This is a genomic window from Gracilibacillus xinjiangensis (genome assembly GCF_042651765.1).
Taxonomy (GTDB): Bacteria; Bacillota; Bacilli; order Bacillales; family Amphibacillaceae; genus Gracilibacillus; species Gracilibacillus xinjiangensis.
Window position 1 is genome coordinate 73,428 of record NZ_JBHSDT010000008.1, and the last position, 17,501, is coordinate 90,928.

A 17,501-nucleotide genomic window follows, 5' to 3' on the forward strand; every position below is an offset into this window, starting at 1 on the left:
CCTTCTGATATAATATAGTAGTTAATGAACAAATACATTTGTGTGTGTTCTTTTAACAAGAATATTCATATACATAAGCAGTGATAACTGGATGCGTTAATCGTACAAGCTATGTACTCACAAAAGGAGGAATAATCCTTGCAATTGAAAGATTTGTTTGCGAAAAAGAAAAAATACGCGTCAATACCTAGTGAAAATGCAAAGAAAGATGTGCCTGAAGGATTGATGCAAAAATGTGATCATTGTCAAAAAATATATTATCAAAAAGAATGGCAAAAACATTTATATGTATGTCCAGACTGTGGACATCACCATCAAATAACTGCACATGAAAGAATTAACCACTTATTCGATGAAGATTCTTTTGTGGAATGGGATAAAGAGTTAATCTCTGGCAATCCACTTGATTTTCCACAATATGATGAAAAACTAGAAAAAGACCGGATAAAAACAGGTTTAAATGAAGCAGTTGTAACAGGTGAAGGAAGTGTGAAAGGTGTAAGAGCTGCGGTTGCTGTAATGGATTCTCGTTTCCGAATGGGAAGTATGGGTTCAGTTGTTGGCGAGAAGATCACGAGAGCAATTGAAAATGCCCGTGAAAAGCAGATACCGATTATTGTATTTACTGCTTCGGGAGGCGCTCGAATGCAGGAAGGAATCTTAAGTTTAATGCAAATGGCCAAAACATCGATGGCTATCCAACGACTTCATCAAGAAAATGGTCTGTTTATTTCTGTGATGACCAATCCTACGACAGGTGGTGTCTCGGCAAGTTTCGCATCAATTGGTGATTATAATTTTGCAGAGCCTGGTGCGTTAATTGGTTTTGCTGGACGGAGAATTATTGAGCAAACGATTCGCGAGAAGTTACCGGACGATTTCCAAACAGCGGAGTTCCAATTAGCTCATGGACAACTTGACAAAGTGATCCCAAGGGAAGAAATGCGCGACACCCTTGCAACAATTTTGGAAATTCATCAGTTGGGAGGTGCAACAGATGAAGCAAGTACTGGAATTTGAGAAACCTGTCGTCGAATTACGTGAAAAAATTGAAGAATTAAAACGAATTACAAAAGATAGTGATATTGATTTATCAGAAGAAATCGAGAAAATGGAAACAAGACTTGCTAAGCTTGAAAATGATATTTACGGTAAGTTAAAACCATGGGACCGCGTGCAAATTGCCCGTCATTCCGAAAGACCAACGTGCCTGGATTATGTATCGCAATTATTTACTGATTTTATCGAATTCCATGGGGACCGTTATTTTGGGGATGATGAAGCAGTTGTTGCAGGAATTGCTAAATTCGATGGCAAGCCTGTTACTATCATCGGTCAACAACGTGGGAAAAATACGAAAGAAAATATTGACCGTAACTTCGGTATGCCGCACCCGGAAGGTTACCGAAAAGCACTGCGTCATATGAAACAGGCAGAGAAATTCAATCGACCGATCATCACTTTTATCGATACGAAAGGTGCTTATCCTGGTAAAGCAGCAGAAGAGCGCGGACAAAGTGAGGCAATTGCACGTAACTTGATGGAAATGGCTGGGCTTCAAGTACCCATAATCTGTATTGTTATTGGCGAAGGTGGAAGTGGTGGTGCACTCGGAATAGGTGTTGGTGATCATATTCATATGTTAGAAAATTCCACATACTCTGTTATATCACCTGAAGGGGCTGCTGCATTATTATGGAAAGATGCAAAGCAAGCAGAACGTGCAGCAAAATCATTAAGAATTACAGCACCTGATTTGAAAGAGCTAGGCGTAATTGATGAAGTAATTGATGAGCCATTAGGTGGTGCCCACCGAAATATTGAAGAACAAGCTAGTTATATTCGGAAAGTATTGAGCAGTTCATTAGACCAATTAGCAGGACTGGATCAACCTAGTTTACTTGAAAAACGCTGGCTAAAATACAAAAAAATCGGTGAAATGAATGAGAATGTAAAAGCATAAGAAAAAAGCATCTTCCATATGCTCGAAGATGCTTTTTCCTGTGAACAAAATTATCTGTAAGGTAAAAACATTTTTTGACCGTCTTTTCGGGAAAAAAACAAATTCATAAGCAAAAACGTGAGTTTAGAATAGAATTCATGTATAATCATTTATGGAGTACACTTGTTTAAGATACAAGTAAAATGGGGAGAAATGAATAGGGACATTTTATTTTGAAAAAGAGGTGACATAATGCAGAAAATCGGCGTTTTAACTAGTGGTGGAGATGCACCTGGAATGAATGCAGCAGTACGTGCCGTTGTTCGGAAGGCAATATACCACAACTTAGAAGTGTTTGGTGTATATAACGGCTATGAAGGCCTAATGGAAGGTAATATCAAGAAAATGGAACTTGGTTCGGTTGGGGATATCATCCAACGTGGAGGAACGGTTCTTTATTCAGCAAGATCTGAAGAATTTAAAACAGATCAAGGACAACAAAAAGCAATCGAACAGATGAAGAAATTTGGTATCGAAGGGCTTATCGTTATTGGTGGAGATGGATCATTCCGCGGTGCAGCTAAATTAACAGAAAAAGGCTTCCCATGTATTGGTGTACCAGGAACAATTGATAACGATATTCCAGGAACAGATTATACGATTGGTTTTGATACAGCATTAAATACTATTGTTGATGCAGTAGATAAAATTCGTGATACGGCCACATCGCACGAACGTACATATGTTATTGAAGTTATGGGACGGGACGCAGGTGATTTAGCACTATGGGCAGGATTAGCAAATGGTGCAGAAAGTGTGATTATTCCCGAGAAAAAAGAAAGCTTTGAAAGTGTTGTTGCGAAATTAAACCGTGGTCAGGAACGCGGTAAAAAGCATAGTATTATCATCCTGGCAGAAGGTGTCGGCAGTGGGATGGAGTACGGGAAGAGAATAGAAGAAGAAACCAAGATGGAAACTCGCGTAACAGTGCTTGGCCATATTCAACGTGGCGGATCCCCGTCGGGATATGACCGCGTGCTTGCAAGCCGTCTCGGTGCAAAAGCGGTTGACTTACTAATCGATGGAATTGGTGGTCGCATGGTAGGGATACAGAATAATCTGGTGGTCAGCCACGATATTCTTGAAATACTAAATAAAAAACATGCAGTCAATATGAACATGTATGATTTATCAAATCAATTATCAATCTAGCCCGTGAGCTAGATTGGTATGAATACATACAATTTAGAAAACTGAAGGAGGAAATAGAAATATTATGAGAAGAACAAAGATAGTATGTACAATTGGACCTGCATCGGAAACGATTGATAAACTAGAACAATTAATGGAAGCTGGTATGAATGTTGCTAGATTGAATTTTTCCCATGGAGACTTTGAAGAGCATGGTGCCAGAATTAAAAATATCCGTAAAGCAGCGGAGAAATTAGGGAAAACTGTTGCGATTTTGTTAGATACAAAAGGTCCTGAAATTAGAACAGGGGTACTAAAGGACGGAAAAGCAGACATTACTAAAGGAAAAACGGTTTATGTTTCCATGGATGCTTCGATTGAAGGGGATGCTGAAAGAATTAGTGTAACATACCCTCAATTGATCAATGACGTAGAACCAGGTTCAAAATTGCTATTAGATGATGGTCTTATTGCATTAGAAGTAGTGGAAGTACTGAAAGACCAAAATGAACTAAAGACAGTTGCCTTAAACTCTGGTCTATTAAAAAATAAAAAAGGTGTAAATGTACCAAATGTAAGTGTGAAATTACCAGGGATCACAGATAAAGATGCCGCAGATATTAAATTTGGGATTGAACAAGGGGTAGACTTTATCGCTGCTTCATTTGTACGTCGTGCATCGGATGTTTTAGAAATCCGTGGCTTACTGGAAGAAAACAATGCAACACATATTCAAATCATTCCAAAGATTGAGAATCAAGAAGGTGTTGATAATCTTGATGCTATCTTGCAAGTTAGTGATGGATTAATGGTAGCACGTGGTGATTTAGGTGTGGAAATTCCGCCAGAAGATGTACCGCTAGTACAAAAAGAAATGATCGAAAAATGTAATAATGCTGGAAAACCTGTAATAACAGCAACACAAATGTTAGATTCAATGCAGCGTAATCCTCGTCCAACAAGAGCGGAGGCTTCCGATGTTGCCAATGCTATCTTTGATGGAACTGATGCAATTATGCTTTCAGGAGAGACTGCAGCAGGAGATTATCCTATCGAGGCGGTACTTACGATGAGTAATATCGCAAGAAAAGCGGAAACAGCGATTAATCATAAAACAGTATTAGACGCTCGTTCTAAAGCAACAGATATGACAATTACTGATGCGATCAGCCAATCAGTGAATCACTCTGCAATGAACCTGAACGTTGATGCAATTCTTACACCAACTGTTAGCGGGTATACTGCACGAAATATTTCTAAATATCGTCCCGAAGCACCTATCATTGCGATGACATTCAATGAACAAGTAAGTAGAAGACTTGCCCTTGTCTGGGGAGTAGAAACAATTGTTGGAAACTTACTACACACAACAGATGATGTGTTAGAAGAAGCAATTGAAAGAGGGCTTAAAACAGGACACTTTAAGCGCGGAGACCGTGTAATTATAACTGCTGGTGTACCAGTAGGAGAAAGTGGAACAACAAACTTAATGAAAATACACGTAATCGGCGATGTTCTTGCAAAAGGACAAGGTGTTGGTAAAGGCAGTGCATATGGACGAGCAGCTGTTGTAAAAGATGCGGACGAGGCAAAACTAAAAGTTAAACAAGATGACATTATTGTGACATATGGTACAGACAAAGATATGATGCCAGCAATTGAAAAAGCTGCAGGAATAATTACCGATGAAGGCGGCTTAACATCACATGCGGCTGTTGTTGGTTTAAGCCTGGGAATCCCAGTAATTGTTGGGGTGGAAAAAGCCCTGGAATTTATCAAAGACGGTCAGGATATTACTATAGATGCACACAAAGGTGATATCTATGCAGGTCACGCAAGCGTACTATAATTGATAGACATGTTATAATAGAGGAGCAGGACAATTAATGTTCTGCTTCTCTATTTTTATATGGGAAAGGATTCAATTGTTCAACATATCAAAATGCACCCTATAAAATGTGATTGAAGGATTAGAAACTGCTCAAATATATTAATTGATGAAACACGTACCGAAGGATATTTACTGAAAACAGAAAGGATTTGATGTAGATGTTTCGTTGGATTTTTATAGCGATTTTAGTTATGCCCGCATTAGAAATAGGTGTAATGATATGGGCTGGTGGTCAGGTCGGTCCATGGTGGGTTGTATTACTAATTGTCTTAACAGGAATTGCAGGTGCATGGTTAGCTAAGAAGCAAGGACTTGAAACCGTTCGAAAAGCACAGCAAGCAATGCAAATGGGCCAGTCACCACAAGAAGAAATCTTTGATGGGCTATGTATTTTGATTGGCGGTATTGTACTGCTTACGCCAGGATTTATTACTGATGCGTTTGGCTTCGTCCTGTTAATTCCTTCAACAAGAAAACCAGTAAAAGAAATGATTAAAAAACTCCTTCAAAAATTGATGACTAGTGGGCGGTTTACGATCTATCGACGTTAAAAGTTCCGGTTTTTAGAAAGTGGCTAATTGTTTTAAAAAGTCTCGCTTGATGTGCAGCTTTACCTAGAAAAAGAATAAGTGGTCCCGCCCAAAGCCCATGTAAACCAAAGAATTGAAAACCCAAATATACCGCCAGGATCGTTAATATTGGATGGATCCCAATCGCTTCAGATAATAGTTTGGGTTCTAATATTTGCCTTTGAATAATAATGAGCAAGTATAGCCCCATTAAAAAAATCGCTAATATGTTTTGTCCACTTAAAAGTAAGTACAATGCCCACGGGATAAATACAACGCCTGTTCCTAGTATCGGCAGCAAGTCTAATGCGGACATAATCAGGGCAATGGTAAAAGCATGTTCGATTCTTAAAAGCAAAAGCCCGATTAAAATAGTGATAAATGAAATACTAATCAAAATCAACTGTGCTTTCAGATACTTTACTAATGTAATTTTTAACTGATCATAGATTTGAAATGGGACTTGGTAGATGGAATCGGTAATATTTTGTTCCAGCCAATGGTCAAATTTAGGCCAATCTTTGCATATAAAGAAAGTACACAACAAAGAAAAGACAATAATTGTCATCATACCAGGTAATGCTGCTAATTGTTCACCGATTGAACTGAGCACATTTTCCAAAAAGTTGGCAAACTGATCAGCAAAACTTATACTGATTTCATCTAACTGCTCCTTCATCAAAGCATTTTGCTCAGGGGTTAAACTGTCCATATAACTATTCAGTTTGCTAAACAATGGCAATAACCAGCTGCTGATTTTTCCGGAAATGTCTATTAAAAATGTATGAAAGGGGCTTGGCAGCCATTTTGCTAAATAAATGATTCCATCAATAATTTCGATAAGGATGAATGCAAATAATAAGGCAATCGAAATGATGGAAAAGAATAATACTACAACACATGCAAAGGTATGCTGGAAGTTGAACGTTTTTTTGATGAATTGTATGAATGGATATAACATAATCGAAAAAAAGCATGCTAATAAAAACGGAAACAAGTATTGGATAGAAGAAAACAATACTAGAATGAAGATAACGAGAATAACCAGTAAAAGCACAGAACGATAGACTAATTTATTTGGAATATTCATTATTTTAATCCCCTCATGAACGAACATTGATATTTTTCAAAATATATTAAAATATGTTAAGATAATAAGGGTCAGAGGCTTTTCAAAATTTATTTAACATAACTTAATATATGTTCTCGTATTGTCTTGTTAGTACAAGCTATGCAAACAGGAAGATTATATGCTTAAATTTAATCGTTTTCATTTACTATCTAATTTTCTTTGTTTATAATAATAAGCATGGGGATGTTCAAAAGTACCTATTTTAAGAGCTTTTGAGGATAAGAGATTATTGAAAAAAGGATATGAAAAGGAGAGAGATGTTATGTCAACAACGAAAGGACTTGAAGGGGTAGTTGCAGCAGAGACAAAGATTAGTTCGATTATTGATGATCAACTTACATATGTTGGTTATACGATTGATGACCTTGCTGAAAACGCTAGTTTCGAGGAAGTTGTTTTTTTACTATGGAATAAACGCCTTCCAAATAAAGAAGAATTAGCACAATTGGAAAAAGACCTGTTCAATAATATGGCTATTCCATCAGGGATAATTGATCACTTTAAATCGTATGAAATACATAAAGTACATCCAATGGGGGCATTACGTACAGCGATCTCGTTACTAGGCCTTTATGATGAAGAAGCAGATGACATGAGTGAAGATGCAAACAAACGAAAGGCCATCCGGCTGCAAGCGAAAGTTGCTTCAGTCGTTACAGCGTTCTCTAGAGTTCGTGATGGGAAAGATCCCATCCAACCAAAGGAAGGGTTAAGTTATGCAGCAAACTTCTTATATATGCTAAAAGGGGAAATACCATCTGAACTAGAAGAAGAAGCGATAAATAAAGCATTGGTTTTACATGCGGATCACGAATTGAATGCATCAACTTTCACTTCTCGTGTGTGTGTTGCCACATTATCTGATATGTATTCAGGCATTACTGCAGCAATCAGTGCATTAAAAGGTCCACTTCACGGTGGGGCGAATGAAGCCGTAATGAATATGCTGCTTGAAATTGGCGATACAGAAAATGCGCTTCCATATGTGAAAGAAAAAATGGCTAATAAAGAAAAAATTATGGGAATGGGGCACAGGGTTTATAAAACAGGTGATCCACGTGCCAAGCATTTAAAGAAAATGTCTAAAGAATTAACATCACTTCACGGTATGGAAAAGTGGTATGAGATGTCAGAGCAAATTGAAGAGTATATTAAAGCAGAAAAAGGCTTACCGGCAAATGTTGATTTTTATTCCGCTTCTGTGTACCATTGTTTAGGAATCAAGCATGATTTATATACACCAATGTTCGCGATGAGTCGTTTCTCTGGTTGGATTGCCCACATTTTAGAACAGTATGAGAATAACCGCTTAATCCGCCCGCGTGCCGAATATGTTGGTCCAGAGCAGCAAAAATATGTTGATATTAACGAACGTTAATTTGGAGTAAAAACGAAGGCGAAATTATCAGGCAGTTTTACTTTCTGATTCGTCTAGTTTTTCTATACATGCTATAATGATAGTGATTATATTTTAGGAGGTTAAAGAATGGGAGAAAAAATTACAGTAGAAAACGGTAAGGTGCAAACACCAAATAAACCAATTATTCCATTTATCGAAGGAGACGGAACTGGTCCTGATATTTGGGCAGCAGCTAGCCGTGTTCTAGAAGCAGCGGTTGAAAAAGCATATAATGGTGAAAAAGGTATTGAGTGGAAAGAAGTACTAGCAGGGGAAAAAGCATACAATCAAACTGGTGAGTGGCTTCCGGAAGCAACTTTAGACGCTATTCGCGAATATAAAATTGCAATCAAGGGACCTCTTACTACTCCAATCGGTGGCGGTATCCGATCATTAAACGTTGCATTACGCCAAAAATTAGACTTATTTACATGTCTTCGTCCAGTACGCTGGTTTGAAGGTGTACCTTCTCCAGTAAAACGTCCGGAAGATACCGATATGGTAATTTTCCGTGAGAACACGGAAGATATTTATGCAGGTATCGAATGGCAAAAAGGTTCTGACGAAGTGAAAAAAGTAATCGACTTCTTACAAAATGAAATGGGTGTAACAAATATTCGTTTCCCTGAAACTTCTGGTATAGGTGTGAAGCCAGTATCTGAAGAAGGAACAAGTCGTCTGGTTCGCGCAGCAATTGATTATGCGATCAAAGAAGGCCGTAAGAGTGTTACTTTAGTACATAAAGGTAACATCATGAAATTCACAGAAGGTGCGTTCAAAAACTGGGGTTATGAACTTGCTGAGAAAGAATACGGTGACAAAGTATTCACGTGGGCTGAGTATGACAAAATTGCTGAAGAAAAAGGCCGCGGGGCAGCAGATCAAGCACAGTCTGAAGCAGAAGCAGCTGGTAAAATTATTGTGAAAGATGCGATTGCAGACATTTTCTTACAGCAAATCCTTACACGTCCGAAAGAATTTGATGTTGTAGCAACAATGAACTTGAATGGTGATTATATCTCTGATGCATTAGCAGCACAAGTTGGGGGTATTGGTATTGCACCAGGTGCGAACATTAACTACGAATCAGGACACGCGATTTTTGAAGCTACTCACGGTACGGCTCCTAAATACGCTGGTCTTGACAAAGTAAACCCATCTTCCGTTATTCTTTCAGGTGTACTTATGCTTGAACACCTGGGCTGGAGAGAAGCAGCTGATTTAATCGTTAAATCCATGGATAAAACGATTGGCTCTAAAGTTGTAACATATGACTTTGCTCGTCTAATGGATGGTGCAACTGAGGTAAAAGCTTCAGAGTTTGCTGATGAATTAATTAAAAATATGGGTTAATTACAGAAACCTCCCTTATGTGGGAGGTTTTTATATGTCTTTTGTTTCTTACTGGCAGGCTTTCCTATTACAATTCCTTTTTTGTTAAATAAATTTTAAGAATTGTAAATAAAAATTAACAGTAAATTTGTTTTTTTACGGGTCTAATCTATTCACAATCGTTTCCTGTCAATGTATGATAGGGGTAATATAGATAGTAGATGGGGTGCTTGAATGGAAGAGAAAGTCTTAATTGTCGATGACGAACAATCGATTGTTACACTTTTACAATATAATATTGAGAAGTCAGGTTTTCAGACTGAAGTAGCTTATGACGGTGTGGAAGGCCTTGAGAAAGCATCCACAGGAGAGTTCGATTTAATTGTGCTTGATTTAATGCTGCCTGGTATGGAAGGGACAGATGTTTGCAAAGCATTGAGACAGAAGCAAGTGGACACACCAATTTTAATGCTGACAGCAAAAGATGATGAGTTTGATAAAGTTCTCGGATTGGAACTAGGCGCTGATGACTATTTAACAAAACCATTTAGCCCTAAGGAAGTGGTTGCACGCATTAAGGCAATCTTAAGAAGAACAAGACAAAGGGATACGCCATCAGACCAACCTTTTATTAAAATATCGGATTTAATCATTTATCCGCAACAATATGAAGCAACGATTAATGGGGATACATTAAGTTTTACCAGGAAAGAGTTTGAATTATTGCATTATCTGGCTAAACATAAAGGGAAAGTATTATCAAGGGACCAGTTATTAAGTGCTGTATGGAATTATGACTTTGTTGGCGATACAAGAATTGTTGATGTCCATGTTAGTCATTTACGGGAGAAAATCGAACCAGACACGAAACATCCAGTCTATATTAAAACAATTCGCGGACTTGGTTACAAAATGGAGGAGCCGTCTTAATGGGTGACGGGAGTAAAGGCAATCTGTTTTTAAGATACACTGTGATGATGACTTCTGTCTTTATTTTAATGGGCATAGTTATTGTGCCATTTACAACAGGTGATGAACAATTTTTTGTCATTTTTGCTTTAACAATTGCTTATATAATTTTATTAGTTTTAATGTATCATTTATTCGAGAATTATGTAAAACCGATTCGTGCGTCAATAAATGTTACCAATGAGTTAGTCAAAGGAAATTATAATGTGCGTACATATGTTAAACCTGCTGGTGAAGCTCAACAATTAAGTGAACTAATTAATCAATTAGCACGAAACTTGCAAGAAATGTACATACAAGAAAAGATGCAAGGAAGCCAGTGGAAAACTGTGATCAATAATATGGAAAGTGGATTAATGTTAATTGATGAGCGGGGATACGTCCATCTGGTTAACCGTAAGTTTTTACAATTATTTGGTGAGAATTCGTTACATTACATCGGTTATTTATATTATGATGTGTTAGCACACAAAAGTATCCATAGAGTTGTTCAAGAAACATTTTTATACGAAGAAAAAATGACTGGTGCCATTACGCTGTCGATTGAGAATCAAAAGCATCATATAGAGGTGGTAGGCGCACCTGTAATTAATGATGTGAAAGAATTAAAAGGTGCCGTTCTTGTATTCCATGATATTACTGATTTGAAACGTGTGGAACAAATGCGAAAAGATTTCGTTGCAAATGTGTCACATGAATTGAAGACACCCATTACTTCCATCAGAGGGTTCTCAGAAACATTACTTGATGGTGCAATGGAAGATGAAAAATTATGCAAACAATTTCTTGATATTATTTTAAAAGAAAGCTCAAGATTGCAAGCATTGGTTCAGGATTTGCTAGAGCTATCTAAGTTAGAGAAAGAAGAGTTGCAGTTATCCAAAAAAATGATTCATATAGATGAATGGATAACCAATATAACAACATTAATTGAACAGCAAGCTAATAATAAATCAATCAGCTTTAAGGTGAACCTTGAAAAAGGGATCTCTTTTTATGGGGATCCTGATCGGCTGCAACAAGTTGTGCTCAATTTACTTTATAATGGTATTAATTATACAGCGGAAGGTGGAGAGATTTCTCTGCAGATCAGCAGTGACAAAGATGCTGTAAGGATAAAAGTGGCCGATACAGGTATCGGTATTCCTGAAGATTCTATTCATCGCATCTTTGAACGATTTTACCGTGTTGATCGTGCCAGAAGCCGTAATACAGGTGGCACAGGGTTAGGTTTGGCGATTGTTAAACACATTGTGGAAGCACATAAAGGGAAAATTGAAGTGGAAAGTGAAGTTAATAAAGGCACCACTTTCACCGTTATACTTCCAAAAGAGTGGTAGGAGTAATCCTGCCGCTTTTTTTTACGATTTTAGTATCTGTATCCACCAACTAAATACATCGAACTTTTGTTTTACATACTGTACTGTTTCGTTCAGGTTCTTGAAACCTTTTGATCAGTTTAACCGTACATATAGAAGAATTATTTTTATATATACAAGAGGGGGAAATAGGGATGACACTAAAACAAATCTATAGTTGGATTGGTATCGTGGCTGCTGCGATAGTGCTAGGTGTTGTTGCACTAACAAGCTGGTACACTGTGGACGAATCCGACCAAGCGGTTGTTATAACATTCGGGAAAGCGGACGAAGGGATAACAGAGCCAGGGCTCCATTTTAAATTACCGTGGCCTGTTCAAACGGTTGAAAAACTATCAAAAGAGACATTCAGTCTGAATTTTGGTTATGATCCTGAGAATGCAGAAAACGCGGATATTGTACGGATGATTACAGGTGATGAAAACATATTACAAGCAGACTTAGTTGTTCAATGGAAAATTATCGAGCCAGCACAATATATTTTCCATGCGGATGATCCGGAACAAATATTATATAATGCAACATCTGCCTCATTAAGAAGCATTATTGGTTCATCAACCGTTGATGAAGCATTGACAGATGGAAAGGCAGAAATAGAAAATCAAGTACTAGATCTATTAGTATCAGTAATGGAAGATTATGAAGTAGGAATTGCGATACAAGATGTAAAATTACAGGAAGTAGACTTGCCAAATGAAGAAGTGCGTCAGGCATTTATGAAAGTTACGGATGCTAGAGAAACAATGAACACAAAGAAAAATGAGGCAGATAAATATCGAAATGAGATTATTGAGGAAGCACAAGGGGAAAAAGATGCAATCATCTCTCGTGCAGAAGGAGATAAGGTTGAACGGATTGAAACGGCACGTGGTAATGTGGCTGGGTTTAATGCACTGTATGATGCATATCAAAGTAACCCGGACATTACACGCCAGCGTTTAGTGTTAGAAACATTAGATGAAGTATTACCTAATGCCAATATTTACATTATGAATGATGATGGAAATACGATTAAGTATTTACCGCTTGGACAAAACGGCTCTGCAACGACAATTCCACCAGTAGAGGACAATGCAGAGGACAGCAGTGAGGAGGGGAACACCAATGACAACCAATAATTCTGATAACGTGTACGATATGAAGAAAATGACGCCAAAACAAATAAAACGATATCTCAAAATCGGAATTTCACTATTACTTTTTGTTATTGTTGCCATTGTTTTTATTAGCAGTATGTTTGTTGTAAAAGAAGGAGAGTATAAAGTGGTTCGACAGTTTGGGGAAGTTGTTCGGATTGAAAGTGAACCAGGGCTAAATTTCCGAATACCATTACTCCAATCGCTTACAACATTACCAAATAAAAAACTAGTCTATGATGTAAATGAAAGAGAAATAAACACATTAGATAAAAAACGGATGATTATTGATAATTATGCAATATGGGAGATTACTGATCCAGGATTGATGATTGCTAATGCAAGGTCAGAAATGGGAGCGGAAGCAAGAATGGGTGAATTTATTTTCTCTGTTATTCGCTCAGAATTAGGGTCAATGAATTATGAAGAAATTATTAATGATGAAGGAAGTACGAGAGGTGACTTAAATCAACGGATTACAGAAAAAGTGAATGAGTTACTTGCACGTGATCAATATGGTATACAAGTAGATGATGTAAGAATAAAGCGGACTGATTTACCTGAAGAAAATGAACAGTCAATCTTCAACCGCATGATCTCTGAACGTGAATCACAAGCTCAACGTTATTTATCACAAGGGGAAGCAGAGAAGAAGCGGATTATTGCACAAGCTGATCGCGAAGTCACCGAAATGGTGTCAAAAGCAAATGCAGAAGCAGAGAAGATCCGGGCGGAAGGAGAATTAGAAGCAGCAGAAATGTATAATAATTCCTTCTCACAAGATCCGGAATTCTATCAGTTATACCGGACATTAGAGTCCTATAAACAGACAATTGATGGAGAGACAACAATTATTATCCCGCAAGGCTCGCCATATGCTGATATTTTGTTAGGGTATATAGAATAAATTTTAAAGTCTCACTTCTGCCGCGGAAGTGAGACTTTTCTTTTACATCCTTTCCTATTACATGATAATAGACACGAATAATGGTAAAATAAAAACCAGATCAGTTCAGGTAAAGGAGACTTTTAAAGATGTCCAATAAATTAGTTTTAATTGATGGGAATAGTATTGCCTATCGTGCATTCTTTGCATTGCCATTACTAAACAATGACAAAGGTGTTTATACCAATGCAGTGTACGGTTTTACGACAATGCTGCTACGAATGCTAGAGGAAGAAAAACCGACTCATTTACTTGTCGCATTCGATGCAGGGAAAACGACTTTTCGCCATAAAACATACAATGAATACAAAGGCGGCCGGGAGAAAACACCATCAGAGCTTAGTGAACAGTTTCCATTGTTGCGGGAATTACTGGATGCCTTCCAAATTAAGCATTATCAGTTAGAAAATTATGAAGCGGATGATATTATCGGAACCATTTCTCACAAGGCACAAGCGGAAAATTGGCAAGTGAAAGTATTCTCAGGAGATAAAGACTTACTTCAGCTCGTTTCGGATCAAATAGACGTTAGCCTGACGAAAAAAGGGATTAGTGATGTCAAAACATATAATCCATCCACATTAGTAGAAGAAATGGAAATTTCTCCTGAGCAAGTTATTGACCTGAAAGCATTAATGGGAGATAAATCGGATAATATCCCTGGTGTTCCCGGTGTTGGACAGAAAACAGCGGTCAAATTATTAAAGCAATATGAAACCCTGGAAAACTTATATGACCATTTAGATGAGGTTTCAGGTAAAAAGTTAAAAGAGAATTTAACCAATTATAAAGAGGATGCATTTATGAGTAAAGAGCTTGCTACAATTAACCAATCCTCTCCATTAGAAATTGGCTTAGCAGATGTACAGTATGATGGCTATGAACATACAAAGGTGCGGACAATATTTACAGAGCTTGGCTTCCAATCACTTATCGGGAGAATTTCTGGTGACGAAGCGGAGGAAGGAGAAGCGAGTGATCCGATCTCAGAGATTGAATTTACAAAAGTGGAGGAAATAACGGGAGAACTTTTCACTGGCCGTGATGCGTTTGATATCGAGATATTGGATGAAAACTATCATAACGAGAAAATGATTGGTGCTGCAATTGTGAATGAGAACGGAAATTTCTATATACCGATCGAATTATTAGAAGAATCGGATTTGTTCAAAAATTGGGCAGAAGATAATTCGAAAGTGAAATATGTTTTTGATGCAAAAAAAATAACAGTACTTTTAAACAGACTTAATATTGCGATCAAAGGCATACAATTCGATTTATTACTAGCATCTTATTTAATCAACCCATCAGATAATAACCATGATATCCCAGCGATAAGTCACAGGTTTGGTAAAACGGATATAATGCTTGATGAAGAAGTTTATGGCAAAGGTGCGAAAAAAGGCTTACCGGATGATGCGAGCAAGTATGAGGAACATATTGTGAGAAAAACTTCGATGATTCATTTGCTCAAAGACCAAATGGAAGAAGCTTTGTCTGACAACAAACAGCTTGATTTATTAATGGATCTAGAATTACCGCTAGCTTTAGTACTAGGTGAGATGGAAGCAACAGGGGTTAAAGTTGACCGCGAACGTCTAAAAGGCATGGGGAAGGAGTTAACTGAGCGTCTAAATGTTTTAGAGAATGATATCCAGGAATTAGCAGGGGAATCGTTTAATGTCAATTCACCAAAACAGTTAGGACCAATTCTATTCGAGAAATTAGAACTACCTGTTATTAAGAAAACAAAAACAGGTTATTCTACCTCTGCAGATGTGCTAGAGCAATTAGCTGGAAAACACCCGATTATTGAAAAATTACTGTTATATCGTCAATTGAAAAAACTGGATTCCACTTATATTGCAGGACTGCTTCGAGTAATTCATAATGATTCAGAAAAAATCCATACCCGATTTAACCAGGCATTAACACAAACTGGTCGTCTTAGTTCGATTGATCCGAATTTGCAAAACATTCCAATAAGAATTGAGGAAGGGCGCAAGATTCGCCAAGCATTTGTGCCATCTAAAGCAGGTTGGAAAATACTTGCTGCTGACTATTCTCAAATTGAATTACGTGTACTTGCCCATATTGCAAAAGATGAGAAATTACAAGCAGCTTTTAAAAATGATAAAGATATTCACACCCAAACAGCAATGGATGTGTTTCATGTCAAGGAAGAAGAAGTTACGAGCAATATGCGTCGTCAAGCAAAGGCGGTAAACTTTGGAATTGTTTATGGAATTAGTGATTATGGTTTATCACAGAATTTAGGTATTACCAGAAAAGAAGCAAAACGATTTATTGAGCGATATTTAGAAAGCTATCCAGCAGTTCGGGATTATATGAAAGCCATTGTCCAGGAAGCGAAACAAAACGGCTATGTAACAACAATTATGAATCGCAGACGTTATTTGCCAGATATTACGAGCAGGAATTTTAATGTGAGAAGTTTTGCTGAGCGAACAGCGATGAATACACCAATTCAGGGAAGTGCTGCTGATATCATTAAATTAGCAATGATTGAATTAGATACGAGGTTAAAAGAAGAAAAAACACAAGCTAAGCTCTTATTGCAAGTACATGATGAATTGATTTTAGAAGTACCTGAAGACGAATTAGAAGCAATGGAAAAGCTTGTAGTAGATGTGATGGAAAATGCAATAGATTTAAGTGTTCCACTAAAGGTTGATGCATCACATGGCGATACATGGTATGATGCAAAATAATAGTTAGGAGTAAGACAAATGCCAGAGTTACCAGAAGTAGAAACAATTAGACAAACATTAAGGCAGCTTGTAGTTGGTAAAACAGTCGAAAGTGTTGCTGTCCACTGGCCCAAGATTATCCAGGCACCAGACGATGTCGAACAATTTAAGCAACTGATGCCAGGTCAGACAATTACGGAAATACGCCGCAAAGGTAAATTTTTATTGTTTGATTTAACCGACTATGTATTAGTTTCTCATTTACGTATGGAAGGGAAATATGGTGTTTATCCCAAAAAGGACAAGATGCAGGATCACACCCATGTGATATTTTCTTTTACTGACGGGACAGAGCTTCGTTATCGTGATGTTCGTAAGTTTGGTACAATGCACTTATTTGAAAAAGGGAAAGAGCTATTGGACAAGCCATTAGTACAATTAGCAAAAGATCCGCTGGAGACAGATTTTGTCATCGATCTGTTTAAGGAAAAAGTTAAAAAAAGTACTCGCGTTATTAAGAATATTTTATTAGACCAGACGGTGATTGCTGGGCTTGGTAACATTTATGTTGATGAAACATTATATCTTGCAGGGGTTCATCCTTTAACGAAAGGAACAGATCTGTCTGACAAAGCCTTGGACCGTATTGTCGATGCGGCAATTGAAACATTAGAAAAAGCGGTTGCTCAAGGTGGTACAACGATTCGTTCCTATGTAAATTCGCAAGGACAAATAGGCATGTTCCAACAGGAATTAAAGGTCTACGGTCAGACAGAGAAACCATGTCAAGCATGTGGGAGACCGATCGAAAAAATAAAGGTTAGTGGCCGTGGTACGCATTATTGCCCGAACTGTCAAACACAAGCATAGTTTCACCGAATACCGTTTGTGCCCATATACTACA

14 protein-coding genes are annotated in these 17,501 nt (G+C 37.6%); 13 read left to right on the top strand and 1 reads right to left on the bottom strand.

The window, feature by feature from the left end; genetic code table 11:
* Positions 1-138 precede the first annotated feature (138 nt).
* From accD to ACFOY7_RS11445, 5 genes are all read left to right on the top strand, one after another.
* A complete protein-coding gene (accD, locus tag ACFOY7_RS11425) occupies positions 139-1,020 on the top strand; it encodes an acetyl-CoA carboxylase, carboxyltransferase subunit beta (protein ID WP_390252211.1) in 882 nt (293 codons plus the stop codon).
* Positions 998-1,963 carry an acetyl-CoA carboxylase carboxyl transferase subunit alpha gene (gene accA, locus ACFOY7_RS11430; RefSeq protein WP_390252212.1) on the top strand — a complete coding sequence of 322 codons (966 nt, stop codon included), beginning with the start codon at positions 998-1,000 and terminating at the stop codon, positions 1,961-1,963. The genes accD and accA overlap by 23 nt, the downstream gene beginning before the upstream one ends.
* Positions 1,964-2,194: 231 nt before the next feature.
* Complete coding sequence (gene pfkA / locus ACFOY7_RS11435; RefSeq protein ID WP_390252213.1) at positions 2,195-3,154, top strand: 6-phosphofructokinase; 960 nt, start codon at positions 2,195-2,197, stop codon at positions 3,152-3,154.
* Between the two features lie 64 nt (positions 3,155-3,218).
* Positions 3,219-4,982, top strand: a complete 1,764-nt coding sequence (pyk, locus tag ACFOY7_RS11440; RefSeq protein WP_390252214.1) for a pyruvate kinase — start codon at positions 3,219-3,221, stop codon at positions 4,980-4,982.
* Positions 4,983-5,182: 200 nt separating this feature from the next.
* Positions 5,183-5,575, top strand: a complete 393-nt coding sequence (locus ACFOY7_RS11445; protein WP_390252215.1) for an FxsA family protein — start codon at positions 5,183-5,185, stop codon at positions 5,573-5,575.
* Here the strand turns inward: ACFOY7_RS11445 and ytvI are convergent.
* Positions 5,556-6,683, bottom strand: coding sequence for a sporulation integral membrane protein YtvI (gene ytvI, locus ACFOY7_RS11450; protein ID WP_390252216.1), 1,128 nt, complete (start codon positions 6,681-6,683; stop codon positions 5,556-5,558). The two genes, ACFOY7_RS11445 and ytvI, sit on opposite strands and share 20 nt — an antisense overlap.
* 304 nt (positions 6,684-6,987) lie before the next feature.
* Between ytvI and citZ the strand changes: the two genes are divergently transcribed.
* From citZ to mutM, 8 genes are all read left to right on the top strand, one after another.
* Complete coding sequence (gene citZ / locus ACFOY7_RS11455; protein WP_390252217.1) at positions 6,988-8,103, top strand: citrate synthase; 1,116 nt, start codon at positions 6,988-6,990, stop codon at positions 8,101-8,103.
* Between the two features lie 108 nt (positions 8,104-8,211).
* Positions 8,212-9,477: an NADP-dependent isocitrate dehydrogenase gene (gene icd, locus ACFOY7_RS11460; RefSeq protein WP_390252218.1), complete on the top strand. Its 1,266-nt coding sequence runs from the start codon at positions 8,212-8,214 to the stop codon at positions 9,475-9,477.
* A gap of 213 nt (positions 9,478-9,690) precedes the next feature.
* A complete protein-coding gene (locus ACFOY7_RS11465) occupies positions 9,691-10,386 on the top strand; it encodes a response regulator (RefSeq protein WP_390252219.1) in 696 nt (231 codons plus the stop codon).
* Positions 10,386-11,765, top strand: a complete 1,380-nt coding sequence (pnpS, locus tag ACFOY7_RS11470) for a two-component system histidine kinase PnpS (protein WP_390252220.1) — start codon at positions 10,386-10,388, stop codon at positions 11,763-11,765. Before ACFOY7_RS11465 ends, pnpS begins: the two co-directional genes overlap by 1 nt.
* Before the next feature lie 173 nt (positions 11,766-11,938).
* Positions 11,939-12,922, top strand: a complete 984-nt coding sequence (gene hflK, locus ACFOY7_RS11475) for an FtsH protease activity modulator HflK (RefSeq protein ID WP_390252221.1) — start codon at positions 11,939-11,941, stop codon at positions 12,920-12,922.
* Positions 12,909-13,847 carry a protease modulator HflC gene (hflC, locus tag ACFOY7_RS11480; RefSeq protein ID WP_390252222.1) on the top strand — a complete coding sequence of 313 codons (939 nt, stop codon included), beginning with the start codon at positions 12,909-12,911 and terminating at the stop codon, positions 13,845-13,847. The genes hflK and hflC overlap by 14 nt, the downstream gene beginning before the upstream one ends.
* A 128-nt stretch (positions 13,848-13,975) precedes the next feature.
* Positions 13,976-16,618, top strand: a complete 2,643-nt coding sequence (gene polA / locus ACFOY7_RS11485) for a DNA polymerase I (protein ID WP_390252223.1) — start codon at positions 13,976-13,978, stop codon at positions 16,616-16,618.
* A gap of 18 nt (positions 16,619-16,636) precedes the next feature.
* Positions 16,637-17,467, top strand: a complete 831-nt coding sequence (gene mutM, locus ACFOY7_RS11490) for a DNA-formamidopyrimidine glycosylase (protein WP_390252224.1) — start codon at positions 16,637-16,639, stop codon at positions 17,465-17,467.
* The last annotated feature ends 34 nt before the right edge of the window (positions 17,468-17,501 follow it).